Raw genomic sequence first — 19,600 nt, forward strand, 5'->3', positions numbered from 1 at the left:
ATAACGCTACAGGACTGGCAAGATGAGCACTGACAAGACTTAGCAACCGAGGCATGGCAACCCGACCACCCTTCTCTAAGGTCACAGAATACACCGACCTGCTGCAATCGAGACCCCGAATTTTTTGGCCGCTGGCAGACACTTCCGATCCCGGCGTAACGGTAATTTCCTCATTCTTCAATGCCCATCATTACTTTGAGGCAGCCTGTCACTCTGTTCTCAATCAAACCTGGCAGAATTTTGAATGGCTAATTGTCGATGATGGCTCCACCGACCCGGCAGCCATTGCCCTATTTGAAGAGCTACCCCAGCGGTCGCCAAAGATCAAAACCCTGCGGCATTCTGTGAACCGAGGCCCATCGGCAGCCAGAAATACTGCGATCGCTCAGGCCCGAGGCGAATACCTTTTTTTCATGGATCTAGACGATCTAATAGATCCGACCTATATCGAAAAGTGTGTTTTGTTTCTGGCAACCCATCCAGACTTTTCTTTAGTCAATGCTTACTCGGTTGGGTTTCAAGATCAGGAATATTGGTGGTCATTTGGATTCCATCAGCCCGCTCAGTTTATTCAGCAAAACTGGGTAACAGGACGACTACTGTATCGTAAAACCGATTTTGAGGCTCTAGGTGGCTTTGACGAGACGTTGAGGGTTTACGAAGACTGGGAGCGCTGGTTACGAGCCATTACCCACAACCAGCAGGGGTGGACCATACCTGAGTATTTAGACTGCTACCGCCGTCATGGTTCAGGGCTAATGGCAGCTACACTACGGCAACCGGCAAATAACCAAAGCACACTCAACCAGATTCGCGATCGGTATCAGGCGTTTTTCAGCACCCATCAGATTCCTCCTGTGCATCTCAATAATCCTAGATTTGACCTCCCTTCCCTACGCTCCCAGCTAAACCTGACCAATCCACTTCAGCGCAATGCCACAGCTTTGCAGGTTCTCTGCTGTTTTCCACATTTAGAAATGGGGGGCGCTGATCGCTTTAATGTCGATTTGGTGACAAGCTTGGCGGCTCGTGGCTACGCCTTTACCATTGTCACCACCCTGCCTGCCGATCACGTTTGGTACAAGCACTTTTATGCCGTCACTCCAGATATCTTTCATCTGCCGAACGTGCTAGATGAACTACACTGGCTGGCCTGTATACAATATCTAATCGAGTCGCGGCAGGTAGATCTGATACTAATTTCTAACTGCTACATTGCCTATTATTTTCTTCCGCTGCTGCGGCGCACGTTCCCTCAGGTGGCGTTTGTAGACTTTACCCACACCACCGATCCGGGCTGGCGTGGTAACGGCTATCCTCGTCTGTCTTGCCAGTTCAGCTCGTTTCTCGATCGCCAGATTGTATCGTCTCAGTTTTTAGCAAACGTTTACCGTGGGATGGGTGCGATCGCGCCAGAAAAACTGTGTGTTTGTTATACCAACATTGCGACCGACCTTTGGCAACCGAACCAACAAAAGCGGCAAAAGCTTCGAGATAAACTCGGCATTGCTGATGAAACTGTTGTACTGCTCTATCCGGCTCGCATCGTTGAACAGAAACGCCCTCTGTTTATGGTGGATGTGGTTAAAGCACTGGTCGAAACAATTTCATCAGTTGCTGTAATTGTTGTAGGCGATGGCGACTTATTGCCTGATCTACGAGCTAAGGTCAGTCAGCTCCGCTTAAGCTCTCACTTCCACATCCTGCCTCCAGCCTCACCGACCGATATGCCAGATTTCTATGCAGCGTCAGACATTCTGCTCCTGCCGTCAGCCTATGAGGGCCTCTCTCTAGCCCTATACGAAGCAATGGCGATGGCGCTGCCAGTGGTCGTGGCGGATGTGGGCGGTCATGGTGAGCTGGTAACGCCTGAGACAGGCTACCTGGTTCCACTAGGCGAGTCAGATCAGGCCGAGGTACATGCCTATTTAGGTCGGCTGGTGACCTTAGTGCAAGACCAAGCCTTAAGACAGCGAATTGGACAAAATGCCCGACAGCGTGTGGCGGAGTCCTTTGACCTGAGCGCTATGGCAGATTGCATGGAAAAGATTTTTCAGGCTGCAATCGCAGACCGCCGGAGTCAGCCATTACCTACTGCTCACGATGCCGATGATGCTAATGTTGCGATCGCGGAAGAAATGCTACTGATGGCCCTTGAATATTGTCGTCAAGAAAAGCTCATGTACCAGCTATGGTGGGAAAAGCAAGCAATGGAAACTTCGAAATTCTGGAAGCTGCGACGGCAGTGGTTCAGGCTCAAACGGTTCCTACGGTTAACCGATGAAGAAGACCTATAACAACATTACCAACCTTAATTATGGTTACAAATACTTATTTGAGAGAGCTGATTACTCATACTCAAAAAGCCTTAAATATTTGCTCCAAGAATACAAAAATCTATCAACATCTTGGCGAATTATATAAAATCCAGAAAGACTTTGAGCAAGCCAGTTATTACTATATTGAGGCAATTAAGTTATCGCCCGCTCCATCTTCATGCTTTTATAGCCTCCACTTTACATTACAGGCGATGAATTGGTTTGGTGGTTGTAGTGATACCCATCTGATTGAAGATGGTGTATTGGCATTACGGCAAGTTGTACAGGAAAATTCTGATTTCAACTTTTCGAAAATCGTATTAGGAGAGTTATTAGCTCAGCAAGGCAATATTGAGGAGGCAACTTCCTATTACAGATCAGCTAGCTATCATCAAACCATGCTGTCCCATCCTGAACTCGTCAAAAAGTCATGGGACAACAGCTTTCAAAGACAACCTAACTTCTTAATTGTAGGCTTCCCCAAATGTGGTACGACTTCCCTGTATAGTTATTTAGCATCCCATCCCAAAATTTTACCTACTGCCACCAAGGAAATTCGTCAGATTAACCTCTCAGAAATGCGTGAAATTGATTTATACTTATCCCACTTTCCCACTATAACTGACAGCAGTTACTTGACATTTGAAGCTTCGCCAAGCTCTATTCTTTTCCCCAAATTTTTAAGAGATTTATCAAAACATTTATCAAAAACTAAAGTAATCATTTTGCTTCGCAATCCTGTTAATCGAAGCATCTCTGAATTCTACTTTGCACAAAAGATTTTAAATATTCGCTCACCAACTTATTTTGAAGAATCAGTCGATAGTTTGCTCAATTCAGAAGATCCCTGCAGCATATTCGAACTGTTGTCAAGATTTTCGTTATATTTGACAGATGAGACATCTCTAAAACAAGTGCCAAACTTCTATCAGGATGAAAAAATACTACAGAATGGTATTCTGCCACATATATTAGGGAGCTTTTATATTTACTACTTAAAAGCATGGCTGCAATATTTTTCAAAAGAGAAAGTGTTAATCCTTCAGAGCGAGGATTTATTTCAAAAACCTGTGGAAGTGATGGAAAAAGTATATGAGTTTCTAGGCCTAGCCACCCATGCTTTATCGCAGTACCACAATTCAAATCCTAATACATATCCTCTCGTATCTAAAAAATGTCGCAATCAAATGGAAAATTTATTTCGTCCTTATAATCAGCAATTGGAAAGTTATTTAGATATGCAGTTTAATTGGTAACTGTAGCTATATTTCGTCATTCCAGTTCAAATTTACATCTAAGTATTCTCCTAGTTTTTGATTATGAATATAAAAGAAGCTATATAGGGTTTTACGCAATTGGACACCAACTTGCGAATGAGAGTATGATCCCTGGTTAATTTTGGGGTAACTGATTGATTCAAATTCAGCTAAATCCAAAAATTTGAAAACTCGGTTTAAGGTTTTAGCTGGTGAGCAACAAAGATCCTTACTATTTAAAGTAAAAATTCTATCTTTAGGAAAAACTGACATCCACTGCTTCAAGAATGGCAAGTAAAGGCTAAACCAGATATAGCCTCTCTCCGTTTCCCAGTAGGTTTGAGCAACCTCTGTAGGATCTTCGACACCCTCTAAAATTGTTAGCTCATCTTTAATGGCTTGATCTAACGTTCGACGTTCTGTGCCCAACTTCGACTCCATATAAAAATGAGAAATTGCTCTAGAAACTGGATTTCTAAGAATGGCAATCAGCTTAATATTTGGTAACGCATTAAAAACCCGCTCTACTGCATCAAATTGTCCTAGATGCCAAGGATACGTCTCTCCCGTCACGAATCTATCAGGCCTAAATGGCAATGGAGGGAACTGAGCTAGATACCAATCCAATCCGTAATGGAACTTTTCAGAAAAGAATCCTATTTCTTTTGTAAATAAATTAATAATATCAGGATGTTGAGACAAGTAATGATAAAGCGAAGACATTCCTCCTTTGCCAACACCAATAACCAAATAGTCTATATGAGTTCGTTTCTGCTTATCTTCATTTTGATCGAGAGGTTGATCGCACAACTGACTCCAAGCATTATTATAGGCTTGAACTGCCGCAGAAATTCGTTTCTTTTCTGTTAAAATATCTCCGAAAAATTTATGGGAAATTGGATGAATTTTAGATAATTTTGTGACTCTTGAGTATAGACCTAGCAATGAGTCAACTCGTTCTGACTTTGGTAGCAACTCATATTGAGTTATAAAATGAGGAAATGGTAAGCTCGGTTCAAGCCGGATAATTGCATCACAGAGATTTAAAGCAGAAGCAGAATCATTTTCTTGTGCTGATATAACCGATGAATAAAAAATATCCTTCCATGTTTTTCCAAAGCTATTAATAACTTTTGACGATTGACATTTCTCTATCAAATCTAATATTTTATCCGATTCGTTTAAGGGGACTGTTGTGTAAACTGAGCTTGAAAAAACTTCTTCTAACGTCGAGGAGTTTGAAAATGTGTTTAGCATATTGAAAACTTCATTTGAATCAAATCCTAACTCAGTCAGTATTTTGGCAGGAATTTCCAAAAAAAGTGGGGCTTTGGCCAAATAGATAAGCTTTTTGGCAAGTTTCGAGGGCTTTGGTTAAATCTCTATATTCATAATAAAGTCTTGCTAGCTGATGATAGATAGTTTCGCTACGGGGACTAATAAGTAGTGATTTTCGATAATGATTAATTAATTTCTTCAGGTGCTTATCACTTGGCTTTTTTTGTAAATCCACTCTGGACGCAATACAAAAAACGATGAAACTTGTGCTGAATCTAATCCACAAATTTACTTTGCTGTTATATTTGCCTGTTTGCCGTTACTATAGCGATTACCCATCACTTATAGAAGGGTGTAATCTTTTGTGAAGTTTACATCAGTATGAAGCTGTTTTTGATTGCCAGTGAGTGTCCTCCGGTACCAGGGGGCATTGCAACCTATGTCGGTAATACGGCCAGTCTATTTGCAGACGCTGGCCACGATATCACCATTTTTGTCCGCAGTCCTAAACCCGGCATCGAGCGGCACGCTCACTGTACCTGGATCAAAATAGCCCCTAAAGATACTGAACTCCTAACCGCTACAGGTGTCCATCCCCTTTCTGACCTCCATCCAGCCTTTCCCTACAACGTCATGGGTTACTGGGGGGCGCTAAGCTATCAACTGGCAGAAGCTGTCATCGACCATATTCGCCAGCATGGCCAACCCGACGCGATCGAGAGCGAGGACTTCAGCGGACTAGCCTATTTTCTGATTCAGAAAAAGCTGACTGGCTGTCCAGAACTCATCGGGGTTCCGATTGTGCTGACGTTGCACAGTTCTCAGTACATGCTCTACCCCGCCAACCAGATGCCCAGCTACCGACTGGCTGACTACTGGGTTGGGCGGATGGAAAAATTTTGTACCCTGGCCGCAGACGGTATCGTTGCGCCCACACAATATATTGCGGATCAAGCGATCGCAGCGCTCGGCTCAAGTTTAGATATCCAAATCATTCCTTTACCGGCTGCTCCATCCCTTCTCTCTCCAGAACAATTGCCCCAAACTCAACCGACTCCCGGCGATATTGTCTATTTTGGCCGGTTAGAAGTCCGTAAGGGGATTTTGCCATTAGTTGAAGCCTGTAGTCGTCTATGGGATGGTGGGGCAGATTTTCGCCTGACGGCGATTGGGAGCGACACCTGGTATCACCTCCAGGGCTGCTACATGAAAGATTATTTGCAGCGAAAATATCGCCCATATATCAAATCTAGGCAACTTATTCTCTGCCCGCCCCTCCAGCAACCCCAGCTCTATGAACGCATTGTTAAGGCCTGGTGTGTTGTATTTCCCTCAATTTGGGAGAATTTTCCCAATACTTGTTTAGAGGCTATGCTGTTGAGCAAGATGGTCTTGGCTAGCGCTGGCGTTGGCCATCGTGAAATGCTCTGCAACAACTATGGGCAGGCAGGCATTCTTTTTGACTGGCACGTACCGGGTGACTTTGAGCAAAAGCTCAAGCAGATCTTAGCCTTGACTCCCGCAGACATTTTGAAGGCAGGGCAACAGGCGCGGAACTTAATGTTGAAGATTTCTGGGCATGAGTCAGTTCTTGACCAGCGGTTGCAGCACTTAGAATCGGTCATTGAGCGCAATCGCCATGGCCAAAGAAAGCTGTTCCCATCCCTCAACTATCCTCCCGACGGCGCGATCGCCTATCCCCCAGCCATTGAACATTCCCCCGATCATCCCGGTAAGGTGACAGTCTGCATTCCCTTTTATAACCACGGGCAATTCATCGAAGAAACCTTAGCATCAGTCTATGGAGCCGACTACCAAGATCTTGAGGTAATACTGCTTAATGACGGCAGCAACGACGCCGGGAGCTTAGCAACGTTAGCCAAAGTTCAGCAGCGCTATCCTAGTCTTCAGGTAATTCACACTCAAAATCAAGGGGTAGCTGCCGCCCGTAATCACATGGCCGCGATTGCCAGCGGTGAGTACCTCGCCTTCCTCGACTCCGACGATAAAGTTTCCCCTACTTTTTACAGTCAAGCAGTCAAAATACTCAATCAGTACACCAACGTTGGATTTGTCTCTTCTTGGATCAAAGAATTTGGCCATTCTCAGAAGGTCTGGATTGCCTGGAACCCAGAATTCCCCTACCTACTCGGACATAATATGCTGGGCGTTTGTACCGTTGTGCGAAAATCTGCGTACCTAGCAGTAGGCGGCATGAAGTCAGTTTTAGTTGAGAACCTAGAAGACTACGAATGCTGGCTTAGCCTCTGCGAGCAGGGTTGGCTGGGAGTTATTATTCCGGAACCGCATTACTTCTACCGCATCTACCCTACGTCTCGCTTGAGTAGCAGCAATCGAGAGCAGTTGCTATACCTCTATGAGTTGATCTCCAAACTACACCCCCAGGTATATCAAAAATATAGTTCTGAGGTTTATCATTTATTAAATCAAAATGGAGCTTCTTGGCTTTGGGAAAATCCTTCACTAAATCCAGCTTTATCTGTCACTGATCTAACCAGCATAGAGATTTTAGTTTTATTAAAAAATAAATTGAAGCGAATGAAAAGCGACGGAGGTATATCATTTATTCTTAGGCGCGGGCTTTTGCTCTCAAAAAATATTTCTTATAAATTTCGCCACATTCTTCCACACGACCACTGACAGCTATATTTACAAAAAAACAATCAGTGGATTACTGCTTCAAACGATCTTACAAGATTAGAAATGTATCGATCTGAAGAAACTCAACTTATTAAATCAGAGAATCTTTGCATTAACCTCAGCTTTTTGCTAGATAACCCCACAGGCATTAGCACTTACGCCTTAAATATATTGCCTTATCTTAAAGATTTAAAGCCTAATTTATTAACTCATCAATCCTTTGCTGGCTACACATGTCACCCTATTCCTAAAGATTTAACAGCAAAGCAGGGGATAAGAGGCCATATCAATCGTATTTTTTGGATGCAATTTAAGGTTCAACAAATTTGTACGAAAATTAAGGCTAACCTCTTTTTCTCACCGCTACCAGAAGCGCCACTAAATAGCCGCCACAAAACAATAATTACAGTTCATGATCTAATTCCCCTTCGATTTCCACGATTATCTCCTGCCCTAACTTACTATTATCGTTATTATGTGCCCTTGGTTCTCAACCAGGCAAGTCATATCCTTTGCAATTCGGTCACTACTGCTAACGAGGTAATGCATAGATTTGGCATTTCAGCAAACAAAATAACTCCTACACCTCTTGCCTGTAATACACAGCATTTTATTCCTTTAAATCTGCCATCAAAAAACTACTTTTTATATTTTGGGCGTCACAGTCCCTACAAAAATATACATCGCTTGATTACGGCTTTCTCTAAACTACCAAAATCAAGCGATGTAGAGTTGTGGGTAGCAGGACCTTACGACTACCGTTACACAAGGGCGCTACAACATTACGTACAAGATTTAGATCTAGAATCTTCCATAAAGTTTCTTGACTACGTTTCCTATAAACAGTTGCCAATTCTTATTAATGAAGCTATTGCTGTGATATTTCCTAGCCTATGGGAGGGATTTGGACTTCCTGTTATAGAGTCAATGGCCTGTGGGACGCCTGTCATTGCATCTAATATTGCTGCATTCCCAGAAACTGTTGGAGATGCAGCAATATTAGTTAATCCATTAAATATAGATGAAATTTTTGATGCCATAAAAATAGTGATGAATGAGGAGCAGACGCGATCTGTGTTGCGAGCGCAAGGACTGCTGAGAGTCAAAAAATTTAGCTGGGAAAAAACGGGAAGAGCAACAAATGAAATACTTTCTAGATATATGTAAATAGGTTGACCTTATTACAGTAGTATTCTGCTGTGGACCAACCTAATTTATCCTAGTGTGGACAATGCAATAATTGCCTATCTCGAAGGTGGCTATTGTCGTAGTGGTTTGGCATCCTTAGGTGACCAATCCGCACTAGGGCGACTGGTAGACAATTATGTTTTGATATGGGCAGGTCTAATATTCAGGTGGCGGCGGTGGATGGACGAGATTTAGACCCAGAGGCGGGGGTATACCACTCAGATACGGGCATCACCACCTACACCCTATGGGGCGAAATTGCCTACCAAATCGGCGGCATTGACGGTTACCAACTGCTGCGGGGCGCAGACGAAAACCGCATTAGCCCTAGTACCTCGGTGATCGATCGCCTGATTGGCCCAGAACCAACGCTGATCATCTTGGATGAGATTGCTCGTCACCTGCGGGCGGCCAAGGCCAAAACGGTGGGGCAAAGTAACCTGGCCGATCAAGTGGTGGCTTTTTTGTTCTCGCTGATGGATCAGGCAGCTTCCTGTAACAACCTGGTGTTTGTCTACTCCCTGGCCTCAGAGTCCGACACCTTTGCCAAGGAAACGGCGGAGATTCAGCAAGAGCTGATTCGGGCCTCGGCGCGGCAGGAGCGGGTGCTCAGCCCCAGTACTGACATCGAGGTTTACAACATTGTACGGCAGCGGCTGTTTGCCAGCATCAGCGCTGAGGCCGCAGAGAAAGCCGCTGAGGAATATCTGCAAGCCTTTCGGGCTAGCCGGGTGAACCTGCCCGATGGCTGTAAAGATGCGACCTACGCTAGGGCGATCGCCAACAGCTATCCCTTCCACCCTGAGCTGTTTAACCTGCTGACTAAAAAGATTGCCTCTATCCCCGAGTTCCAGCGCACGCGGGGAGCCTTGCGGCTGTTTGCCCGGCTGGTGCGCTACCTGTGGCAGCACCAGGATGCTCGAATGCCGATGATTCATCCCCACCACCTGCCGGTGGGGCTAGAAGATGAAATTACCAATGATCTGACCTCACGACTCCAGCGGCCCCTAATGCGCCTGCCGATTGGAGCCGATATCTACAACCCCAATGGCCGCGAAGCCCACGCTCAGCTGCAAGACCAGGAATGGATCAGTGCCGGTAAGCCGCCATTCTCCACCTGGGTGGGTCGCACGATTTTCTTGCACTCTCTCACCCAAGGCATTTCGTCGGGCATTCGCCGTACTGAACTGAACCTGTCGCTGCTGACCCCAGGGGTAGACATTAGCTTTGTCGATCGCGCCCTGGAGCGGTTGAGCGGTGTGGCCTGGTAACTGGATGTAGACCCGATCACCTCCGTGGCTCGGTTCAAGGAAGAACCCTCGATCAACAAAATCATTGCCGAGGAGAAGGAGCAGGTCGGCATCACCGAGGCCAAGGAAGAACTCCGCACCCGGCGCGATACCATCTTTGCCACCAAGTTTTTTCAGCTGGTGACGGGCCCTGAGGGGGCCCACGATGAGGAACGGGCGGTTTTGCTGCCTGTGGAGCGATCGCACCACGACAACATCACCATTCTCCGCACCATCTGGAGCGCGGATGGCAACTCCCTCACGCTATTTTTGAAAGACACCACCTACGGCGACGACTGGTTTATGAGTGGGTATATGGCAGTGTGCGATCGCCTAGTTGATCAAGATTTCTACCTGGCTATTCTCTACCACGAATGGTTCATCATTGAGCCACCGGCCACCCTGGAGGCGTAACTCTATGACCACCCCAGATGGATTAGATCGCATTCTTGCGTTTATGCCAATTTTTGAGCGGCCCGCTACCAACTTGTACGAGGTGCGCCCCGATTTGAGCATGATGGATCCCTATGTCTACGCTCCAGAGTTTACACAGTTCATCCAGGAGCTTTATCGTGAAAATTTGGTGATTGATTTCAACTGGGTTGCCTGGAAGGATGAGGCTGCCAAGTATCTTGAAAATCCGAGTCAGATCGAGTCAGCAGATTTAGAGACTCTACAGAAACTGATCACAACCCATGTTCGCGCAGATCGGTTCAATAGCGGGCACCTGGCTCAGATGGTTGAGAATGGACATATTTTGGGGATACTGAAGCGCTTAGAGACTATTCGCGGGCAAATGAAAGCTTCTTATCCAAAACCTCAGCAGCGAATTCGAGTCGTCCAGGGCGATATTACCCGGCAGCAAGTCGATGCAATCGTCAATGCAGCCAAAGAGTCGCTATTGGGTGGGGGTGGTGTGGATGGCGCTATCCACCGGGCGGCGGGGCCTGAATTGCTGACAGAATGTCGAACGCTGGGTGGCTGTCCCACTGGGGAGGCCAAAATTACGCAGGGGTATAACCTGCCTGCCCGATGGGTGATTCACACGGTGGGGCCGGTCTGGCAATGTGGGCGGCAGGGTGAAGATGAGCTGTTGGCCTGCTGTTACCGCAACAGCCTGGCCCTGGCTGTTGCCCATTCAATTCGTACCCTGGCATTTCCCGCAATCAGTACCGGGGTCTATGGATTTCCGCTAGAGAGGGCCACGCGCATTGCCATGGCTGAAGTAACCACATTTCTGAGCCGTTCAGCTTCTGTTGAGGAGGTCAGATTTATCTGCTTTGGCGACGAGGCGTATGAGGTCTACCAGGCCACGCTCTCGGCGCTGTAAGCGCACAAGGGGCAAAGTGCTAGCCAAGCCAGCCTTGGGCTTTCAGGTGGCTCCAAGCCATTGCGAGATGCTGAGACTTGAAGAGGTTTTTCTTGCGATCGCTCCATTCTTGCACCCGCGCAATGGCTATCTCACAATCGACAGCAGCCTGAGGGTCTTCTTGGGCTATCCAGTGCAGGGTCGCCAGCATTTCCAGGCCGTAGGGGGTTTCAAACCCTTCGATTAGCTGGCTGACTCGATTTAGATAGGGGTCAGCTTTTTGGCTCTCAGCTAAGAACCGTTGGGCTGCCTTGTATCCTTCAGGCAAAACCTGAATCTGGGCGCGATCACTGCCGTCACCGTACCCACGAATGTAGTGGCCCTCCATACCTTGCAGGGCATGGCCTAGGTTATGGGCATAGGGGCCATAGCGAAAGCGTTGGTAGATCAAGGTTTGTAGCGTAGGCTCTCCTGCCACCTTGAGAAAGTACGCCAGCTTTTGAATTTCGATGCGGCTGGCGCTATACCCCGGTAGCCCGTAGAGTTCTAAAATCCGAATCAAGGAGGCTCTAAATGCTGTCATCGGGGGCTTTGAGGTGGCGATCGCCATCGCTTCAACTGGCGGTGCCCCGGCAGGTTCAAACACAATCACTTCAACAGTAGGCAGCGGTCTGAAGGCGTCAATAATCAGCGGTTTGACGTCGGCCCAGTCTAATCCCCCGTTGCCACAACCCAGGGGGGGAATGGCAATCGACCGAATTCCCAATCGTTGAACGTCTGCTACTAAAGCAGCTAGCCCGGCCTTAATATCGTCAAGCTGGGAGGGTTGCTTCCAGTGGCGTTTGGTGGGGAAGTTGATGATATACCGTGGGTTCAGCAGCGAGTCGGTGGCGACAGTAAACATGCAGCCTGGATCGACCTCGTTGCTTTTGCACGCTTTTTGATACTGCTTAAAGTTCTCTGGAAAGGCTCGCTTAAATTGCAGCGCCACTCCTTTGCCCATCACACCCACACAGTTGACGGGGTTCACCAGGGCTTCTGTTTTTTCGTCTAGGAGGTTGCCACGCTTTAGCTTAAGCATTGTGCCGTCATATTGTTAGTTCAATTGTACTGAATAGAGGGGTTGGGTTCAAGATCCGTTGAGGGCAGTCGAGCCGCCTGCATTTTACGCGTACTACCACTGAGGGCGCAGGCGGGCTGTCATCGTTTGCCCAAATTGTCGCAAAATTTGGTTCACCTCGGCCGCGATCGCCTCATCCATCACCCCTATGCCGCGAATCAAGGGCCAGGGTACCTCTTGGTGTACCAAAAACTCGGCCTGGCGGCGGCGCTTGCGATCGCCATCCTCATTAGTATCTCGCCAATACTTGGTTTGCATGATGTCCCAGTCGATAGCGGTGTCGATTTCATTGAGGTCGTCGTAGAAGCTGGTGTAGCCCATGACGGCATGGCCATCGCTAAACACAAATCCCAGGCTAGCCTCTGCGATCCCTTCGGCGGTGGTGACCAGATGCAAGATAGACTGCTGACCGCTGGCGTAGCCGGTGACGTTGCCGATGTGGATTGCCCCGAGCATGGGCGAACGCGGGGCAAAGTAGAAGGGCACGTAGTCGTGTAGCACACCGCCAGGGCCGCAGGGCACTGTTTTGGAGTAACGCCTGTCTTGAATGTGCTCGTAGGCAATGGAGGTGTAGTCGGCCTCGCTGGCTTGCAACCGGTTTTTGGCTAGCAGGGTACCAGCCTGCACAATGGTGGACAGGTTGCTGATGGGGGTGATGTGATACAGCCAAACAGGCATTACAACTAGAAAATTGGCGAGGGCTACTCAGCGTAGCAAGCTACCGACCGCTCTAGACTAACCCTTGTTGTAGGTCCTGCCCAACAACGATTAAGGGTAGCAAGGCGGGGGCCGGTTCAGCCGAGTCCCCCCACAGGCTTGGTGGGAATTCTTCGTTACCGATGGCACTGGCATTTAACACTCTGCTCAGAGTAGGGCGGAGGCAATGCGGTTGGCTACTGGGAGAGACTCTCTATCGGCTCCTCACCTTCAGCAATGAGAAGCCCGGCACACGGCCTTAAGCGTTTGCGATCGCCTATTCAAGCCGCTAGGACAGGGGATCCAAGCTGAAAGGCTGTCTGAGGACGATCGCCTCGATGGGGATCGCCTCATTGCCGACCGGGGCAGCAAGAGGAGACGGTTGGTGGCTCAGCAAACCCAGATCCACTCCATTCACCTGATTAATCAGCACCGGAATATCGGTAGGTTGCCACGGGCGTTCAATCTGAGCTGGGCGATCGCACCCCCGTCTTTACCCCCATCTGTACCCCACCCCAGTCTCCCTAGATCTCCTCAAGCCAGCGCTGACGCAAAACCTCAACCGCACAGGCTACCCCCTGCTCATCTCGAAGGCTCGCACCCAGGTTAGCGGCCCGCTGCTGCATCCCTGAGTCAGCCACCAAGGTGCGCAGCGCTTGAGCCAGAGAATCGCTCGTCAACTGCCGGTGGGGAATGGGGCGAGGCCCCACCCCAAGCTCAAATACCCGCTGTCCCCAAAAGGGCTGATCGCCAATGAATGGGCAAATCAGCGTAGGCTTTCCCGCCCGTAGGCCCGCCCCAGTGGTGCCCGCGCCGCCGTGGTGCACCACCGCCACACAGTGCGGAAACAGCCAATCGTGGGGAGCCGCCTTGAGCACATAGACATTCTCTGGCCCCTCCCCAGAAAATGAGGATAGCCCGCCCCAGCCCGTCGCCAAAATAGCCCGCTGGCCCGCTTGTTGAAGGGCATCTAGGGTCAGGCGGGTGAGGCGTTCTGCATCCTGCGAGACCATACTGCCAAAGCCCAGGTAGACCGGAGGTGACCCCTGGGCCAAAAAAGCCACCAAATCCGCCGGAGGCTGCCAGTTGGCCGCTCCATCGAGAAACCAGTAGCCCGTGACAACGGAAGAACTATCCCAGTCTTGGGGAATGGGCACAACCTGGGGGCTATAGCCATAGAGTTTGGAAATGGGCTGCCCCCGCAGCACAAACTCGCTCTGAACAGGAGGCAATGCCAGGGCCTCGCTGCGCCAGCGATTGATCAGTCCCCGGTAGGGCAGCAGCGCCAGCTTAAAAAACAGGCTGTAGCTGAGTCGGTTGAGCCAGGGGCCGCGATCGCCGCCGCCGAGCATGGGGTTAAAGAAGGCTTCAGTCGGTGAATAGCCCGGCAGGGCCATGGCTAAAAACCCCGGCACCGCCAGCTTTTCGGCAATGTGGTAGCCTGCTAAGACCTTGGGGTGATAGATCACGGCCCCTGGCTGGAGGGCGTGGGCCACCGCCCAGGCGTCGTCCATCATCTGCCGCAGCATCGGCATAATCTGGCGCAGCTGGACGGATTTTTTGCCCGATAGGGCGGCTTTGCCCGCTTCAGTTTGGGCCAGTTGGGCAAAGGGTGCTCGCAGCGGCGCGAAGGGTAAGCCGTGGCGGTTGACCAGGTCAGAAAAACTGGCGTCGGTGGCCAGGGTCACATCAAAACCCGCCTGGGTTAAGCCTACCCCCAATGCCACATAGGGTTGCACATCGCCCTGGGAACCGGCTGTCAGTATCAAGATCCGCTGATTCATTGGGGCTGGTCCGCAGACTGCTGCACGCCGTAGGTCTGCATCGCTCCGGCTATCTGGGTGGCTTCCGTTGTGCCCGGCTTGAGTCGGTAGCTGGGGGCCACAATGGGTTCCACCGTCTGTACCTGCACCACAAATATGCTGTGAATCGGAAACATCCCCTGGGTAAGGCTCAGCAACGGAGCTTCTAGGTCAGGATAACGGCGATCCCCAGGTCGCACTACCTCGGCGGTACCCTTGAGCTTATAGCCCTTTTGCACAAACACGTCCACAAAGCTCAGGCAAACCTGGGGATTGCCTCGCAGGTTGCGATCGCTCTGCGGTGAGGCAATATTGGCCACCAGCACCGTGCTTACCCCGTAGGCGCAGAACACCTCTTTGGGCGACACATTGGGTGCGCCCGACCCATCCACCGTGGCCAACCAGCACAGCACGCTGCGATCTATATACTGCAACACCTCATCAGTAAGCATAGGCGATACACCTAACTGACAGCCGGTCATGTTCAATTGTACGAAGCTGCACCGCCTGGGCTCGGCGGTCTGCGATCGCGACCTGGGTTCCAGTATTGGCTCTTCCCATCGTCATCCTGTTCAGTTTTCTGAAAAATAGCCTATATCCCCACTACTGCCACAGCAGGAGGACAGATCATGATGTTTGTGACCGGGGCTGGAGGGAACGTGGGACGGGCGATCGTAGCGGATCTGCAGCAGCGAGGCATGGCCTACCGCATTGGGGCTCGTACCGGCAGAGATCAGCCCCACATGGTGCCTTTTGACTTCCTTAAGCCTGAGACTTTTGGGGCGGCGATCGCCGACTGCAAAGCCCTCTTCCTGCTGCGCCCCCCCGCCGTAGCCAACACCAAGGCTACCCTCAACCCCTTCATCGACGTCGCCCGGAAGGCTGGAGTAGAGCAGATTGTCTTCATCTCTGTAGCCGGAGCCGCCGACAAGCCCTGGGTGCCCCACTATGCTGTCGAGCAACACCTTAAGGCTGGCCCGCTGGGGTGGACGATTCTGCGGCCTGGGTTCTTTGCCCAGAACTTGGGGGATGCCTACCGCGACGACATTGTGCACGATCACCGCATTTACGTGCCCGCTGCCCAGGGGCGAGTCGCTTTCATTGACGCCCGCGACATTGCGGCGGTGGCGGTGGCAGCCTTCCGCGATCCCGCCACCCATGCTGGGCAGAGCTACACCCTCACTGGGCCAGAGGCGGTCACCTTTGACCAGGTGGCGACAATGCTCAGCGCCGAACTGGGTCGCCCCATCCGCGTTGAGGCCGCCAGCCTGTTGAGCTACGTCCGCCACCTCAAGCGGCGTGGTCTGCCCTGGATGCAAATTTTGGTGCAGACCCTTCTGCATCGGGGGCTGCGGATGGGCGAGGCCGAGGCCGTTACCGACACCGTCCCCACGCTGCTGGGGCGACCGGCCTGCTCCCTCGCAGAGTACATCCACGACCATCGGGAGCTGTGGGCAGCCTAGCGCCGCAGGCGCTGCCGCAACCGGACGGGGATGGGCGATCCGATCGCCCTGGATCGCCGATGGGTAGGTGTTCTTCGGTACCCATGGCTCTGGCGTTGACCACTCTGCTCAGAATGGAGGCCTCCTCATTGCCGACCGGAGCCGCAAGAGGGGGCGGTTGCAGGCTCAGCCAACCCAGATCCAGTGATCGCTATAGCGGCTCCAGATGGCGACTATCACCGCTCCCCTGCCCCTGGCGCTAAATGCAGGGCATCCTGAGTCTAAATAAACTTCAGAAATCTCGATGTCTCAACCCCTCAAATCCGTTACGATCTACACCGATGGAGCATGCATTGGCAATCCTGGCCCTGGCGGCTATGGAACAGTGCTGCTCTATGGGGAACACCGCAGAGAGCTATCGGGTGGCTACCGACTCACCACAAACAACCGCATGGAGATGATGGCGGCGATCGTTGGCCTTCAAGCACTAAAACATCAGTGCGCTGTGACGGTGTACTCGGATTCCAAGTATGTCGTCGATGCCATCATGAAGGGCTGGGCGGTGCGCTGGCGGGCAAAGGGGTGGAAACGAACCCAAACTAAAAGTCCTGTTAATACTGACCTCTGGCAGCAGCTCTTAAGCCTCTGTGAGCAGCACCAGGTCGAGTTCCGTTGGGTCAAAGGCCACAGCGGCAATGTGGAGAATGAACGGTGCGATCGCCTGGCGGTGGCCGCTTCTCGACTACCTGATCTACCGATTGATGAAGGGTATGAGGTGGTGCAGGTTCTTTATCAGGAATCACTGTTTTAAGCGTCTACCCCAACCCTTCTCCCTTCAAAATCGCCGTTCAAACCTATCTTCTGAGCCGTCATGCCAACCTGTGGCCTTACCCTTGGCAAGTTTGCCCCCCTACATAAAGGCCATCAGTTCTTGATTGAAACGGCGCTAGCAGAGATGGATGAATTGATCATCATGGTCTACGATTGCCCCGAAACAACCGCTGTACCGCTGTCCATCCGGGCTAACTGGATTCGTAAGCTGTACCCCAAGGCAAGGGTAATTGAAGCTTGGGATGGGCCAACGGAGATAGGCGATACTCCTGAGATCAAACAAGCCCACGAAACCTATGTTTTTCAGCAGCTTCAGGGGTATAGCGTGACTCATTTCTACTCCAGAGAGTTCTATGGAGAGCACATGAGTCAGGCGTTAGGAGCCGTGAACCGCCTAGTAGACTGGACAGCCCAATCCACTTGGACAAACCGCACGGCAGTCCCTATCTCAGCCACCCAAGTCCGTTCTAATCCTTACCAATACCGCCAGTTTCTAGAGCCACTGGTTTATCGGGATTTAATTACTCATGTCGTCTTTCTGGGGGCACCCTCCACGGGCAAAACCACCCTAGCTGAAGCCCTAGCCCGTCGCTACACAACTGTCTGGATGCCAGAATACGGCAGGGAATATTGGGAAACCCATCAGGTAGATCGGCGGCTATCCCTAGACCAGCTTGAGGCCATTGCCACAGGTCATTTGGAACGAGAAGCAGCGCAACTGTCCCAAGCTAACCGCTACCTCTTCACCGATACCAATGCTCTAACCACTTACCGTTTCTCTCTCTACTACCACGGCACCGCCACACCCCATCTAGCCAAGCTCGCAGACCGCTGTGCCTCCCGCTATGACCTGGTGTTCCTGTGTGAGACAGATATTCCCTACGACGATACGTGGGACCGTTCTGGAGATGGCAATCGAGCCGTCTTCCAGAAGCAAATCATCAGTGACCTAGTGGTGCGCAAGATTCCCTTTTTTAGAGTGAAAGGTGACTTACAGGCCCGGATAGGATATGTGGAACGGGTACTGGCTCGGTTCGAGAAGTACCACAACCTTCTAGATAACTTCCTTACAGCCCATGACTGACGTTTTGAGGCATGCTAAATTGACAGCAAAGTTTTGCCAACCTGGCAAGATTCAAATATTTCAGGGATTTTAGATTCCATTAATGTGTCATTGTAATCGTTTTCTTTTTCAAAGCATTACGCAAAGCAATCAGGGGAAGTCGGGTGGAAAAGCGAATCTTAATCGCAAGTTGGCTATTTTTGATTGGCTCTATTCTGTTTCTCATTAACTCACTGATCGAGGTTGCTCAAAATTTTTCATCCATGTCTCTACTGCACTTGTCAGAGGGTGGCCTGTTTCTAATTGGTTCCATTTTCTTCATGTCACTTTTTCCCAAGTCCATCTCCATCTCTCTCAAGAATTGTTTGCAATGATGATTCAGAAACTCAAGAAAAACTCGCACTCGTGGTGATAAATTACGCTGATGAGTGAACAGGGCATGAACCGCAAGACCAGGAGATAATTGGTTAGAAAATAGCAGGATCAGTTGCCCTTGATCAACTTCTTTTTTCACCTGAAATCCGAGTAGGCGAGTGATGCCTAATCCGGCCATCGCTGCATTTTTTAATGCACCGCCATTGTCGGAGTAAAACGAACCCTTCACTGAAACCATCTGCCACTCCTGGTCAACCCAAAACATCCAGGGTTCTGGTCTTCCCTGAAATATATACTGCAAACAGTTGTGATGAATCAGATCGTTTGGAGTCGCTGGAATTCCATGCATTTTTAGATAACTTGGTGCTGCACAAAGCACAAATTGAGTTTGTCCTAACGGTCTTACCATTAGGCGAGAGTCATCTAAAGTGCCCAAACGAATGGCAACATCAATGCCTTCGGTCACTAAATCTATCACGCGATCGCTCAACCGTAAGTCAATCTGGATCTCTGGATATTGGGTTAGAAACTCTGGAATCGATTGCACGAGCAACCACTGCCCAAAATCAAGCGATGTGCTGACCGTCAGCTTGCCGCGTGGCTTACCTCTGGAAATGATCAGATCGTTAGCGTCGTCTAGTTCCCTCAGTAAGCGAGATACCCGCTCATAGTAAGCGGCCCCCTCTACAGTTAAGCTGAGCGATCGGGTGGTGCGTTGCAGCAGTCTTACCCCTAATCGGTCTTCTAACTTGGCAACTCGCTTGCTAATGGCGGAGGGAGTGGTGTCGAGCGATCGGGCAGCCGCACTGAAGGTATTGCACTCCACGCTTTCGACAAAGGCGATCAGTTCAGGGAGTTGATTGAGCGCATTCAGCATTTATTCCAATCTGGCACAGATGTTTTGCCAATATACTGCTTTTTCTTCTAGTGGGACAAAGACTATCGTGGTGGAAGTGCAACGAAGGGTAAAGC

General features: G+C 50.0%; 16 protein-coding genes and 1 pseudogene. 11 read left to right on the forward strand and 6 right to left on the reverse strand.

All coding sequences use genetic code 11. The features are described 5' to 3' along the window. The first annotated feature begins 53 nt into the window (after positions 1–53). Both RRF56_RS00095 and RRF56_RS00100 read left to right on the forward strand, forming a co-directional pair. A complete protein-coding gene (locus RRF56_RS00095; protein WP_317033383.1) occupies positions 54–2,297 on the forward strand; it encodes a glycosyltransferase in 2,244 nt (747 codons plus the stop codon). A 20-nt stretch (positions 2,298–2,317) separates the two neighbouring features. After that, a complete protein-coding gene (locus RRF56_RS00100; protein WP_317033384.1) occupies positions 2,318–3,574 on the forward strand; it encodes a sulfotransferase domain-containing protein in 1,257 nt (418 codons plus the stop codon). A gap of 6 nt (positions 3,575–3,580) precedes the next feature. On the opposite strand, the gene RRF56_RS00105 is transcribed toward RRF56_RS00100, so the two are convergent. Next, entirely contained in the window at positions 3,581–4,912 is a 1,332-nt protein-coding gene (locus RRF56_RS00105; protein WP_317033385.1) for a sulfotransferase, read from the reverse strand. A gap of 321 nt (positions 4,913–5,233) precedes the next feature. Here RRF56_RS00105 and RRF56_RS00110 point away from each other — a divergent pair, with 321 nt between their 5' ends. The 5 genes from RRF56_RS00110 to RRF56_RS00130 all read left to right on the forward strand — a co-directional run bounded on the left by RRF56_RS00110 (position 5,234) and on the right by RRF56_RS00130 (position 11,320). Then, positions 5,234–7,513, forward strand: a complete 2,280-nt coding sequence (locus RRF56_RS00110; protein WP_317033386.1) for a glycosyltransferase — start codon at positions 5,234–5,236, stop codon at positions 7,511–7,513. Between the two features lie 63 nt (positions 7,514–7,576). After that, positions 7,577–8,680, forward strand: a complete 1,104-nt coding sequence (locus RRF56_RS00115; RefSeq protein WP_317033387.1) for a glycosyltransferase family 1 protein — start codon at positions 7,577–7,579, stop codon at positions 8,678–8,680. Positions 8,681–8,847: 167 nt separating this feature from the next. After that, entirely contained in the window at positions 8,848–9,972 is a 1,125-nt protein-coding gene (locus RRF56_RS00120; protein ID WP_317033388.1) for a DUF499 domain-containing protein, read from the forward strand. A gap of 24 nt (positions 9,973–9,996) precedes the next feature. Then, a complete protein-coding gene (locus tag RRF56_RS00125) occupies positions 9,997–10,404 on the forward strand; it encodes a hypothetical protein (protein ID WP_317033389.1) in 408 nt (135 codons plus the stop codon). A 4-nt stretch (positions 10,405–10,408) separates the two neighbouring features. Next, positions 10,409–11,320: an O-acetyl-ADP-ribose deacetylase gene (locus RRF56_RS00130; protein ID WP_317033390.1), complete on the forward strand. Its 912-nt coding sequence runs from the start codon at positions 10,409–10,411 to the stop codon at positions 11,318–11,320. Between the two features lie 19 nt (positions 11,321–11,339). On the opposite strand, the gene RRF56_RS00135 is transcribed toward RRF56_RS00130, so the two are convergent. The 4 genes from RRF56_RS00135 to RRF56_RS00150 form a co-directional block, all read right to left on the reverse strand. Continuing rightward, positions 11,340–12,380: a macro domain-containing protein gene (locus tag RRF56_RS00135; protein ID WP_317033391.1), complete on the reverse strand. Its 1,041-nt coding sequence runs from the start codon at positions 12,378–12,380 to the stop codon at positions 11,340–11,342. Between the two features lie 93 nt (positions 12,381–12,473). After that, the gene (locus RRF56_RS00140; protein ID WP_317033392.1) at positions 12,474–13,097 is read right to left on the reverse strand and encodes a DUF4433 domain-containing protein; all 624 of its coding nucleotides are present in this window, start codon (positions 13,095–13,097) and stop codon (positions 12,474–12,476) included. A 542-nt stretch (positions 13,098–13,639) separates the two neighbouring features. Further along, entirely contained in the window at positions 13,640–14,899 is a 1,260-nt protein-coding gene (locus tag RRF56_RS00145; protein WP_317033393.1) for a glycosyltransferase, read from the reverse strand. Beyond that, positions 14,896–15,369, reverse strand: coding sequence for a pyridoxamine 5'-phosphate oxidase family protein (locus RRF56_RS00150; RefSeq protein ID WP_317033394.1), 474 nt, complete (start codon positions 15,367–15,369; stop codon positions 14,896–14,898). Before RRF56_RS00150 ends, RRF56_RS00145 begins: the two co-directional genes overlap by 4 nt. Positions 15,370–15,546: 177 nt before the next feature. Between RRF56_RS00150 and RRF56_RS00155 the strand changes: the two genes are divergently transcribed. The 4 genes and pseudogenes from RRF56_RS00155 to RRF56_RS26245 all read left to right on the forward strand — a co-directional run. Further along, on the forward strand, positions 15,547–16,380 hold the full coding sequence (locus RRF56_RS00155) for an NAD(P)H-binding protein (protein ID WP_317033395.1): 834 nt from the start codon (positions 15,547–15,549) through the stop codon (positions 16,378–16,380). Between the two features lie 283 nt (positions 16,381–16,663). Beyond that, positions 16,664–17,170: a ribonuclease HI gene (gene rnhA / locus RRF56_RS00160; RefSeq protein WP_317033396.1), complete on the forward strand. Its 507-nt coding sequence runs from the start codon at positions 16,664–16,666 to the stop codon at positions 17,168–17,170. Between the two features lie 60 nt (positions 17,171–17,230). Next, positions 17,231–18,274 (forward strand): AAA family ATPase, encoded by a 1,044-nt coding sequence (locus RRF56_RS00165; RefSeq protein WP_317033397.1) that lies wholly within the window; start codon positions 17,231–17,233, stop codon positions 18,272–18,274. A 143-nt stretch (positions 18,275–18,417) separates the two neighbouring features. Further along, positions 18,418–18,468: pseudogene (locus RRF56_RS26245) on the forward strand (hypothetical protein); the annotation flags it as partial. 32 nt (positions 18,469–18,500) lie between these two features. Here RRF56_RS26245 and RRF56_RS00170 read toward each other — a convergent pair. Then, a complete protein-coding gene (locus tag RRF56_RS00170; RefSeq protein WP_317033398.1) occupies positions 18,501–19,505 on the reverse strand; it encodes a LysR family transcriptional regulator in 1,005 nt (334 codons plus the stop codon). Positions 19,506–19,600 lie beyond the last annotated feature (95 nt).

It is taken from the genome of Nodosilinea sp. E11 (assembly GCF_032813545.1).
Classification (GTDB): Bacteria; Cyanobacteriota; Cyanobacteriia; order Phormidesmidales; family Phormidesmidaceae; genus Nodosilinea.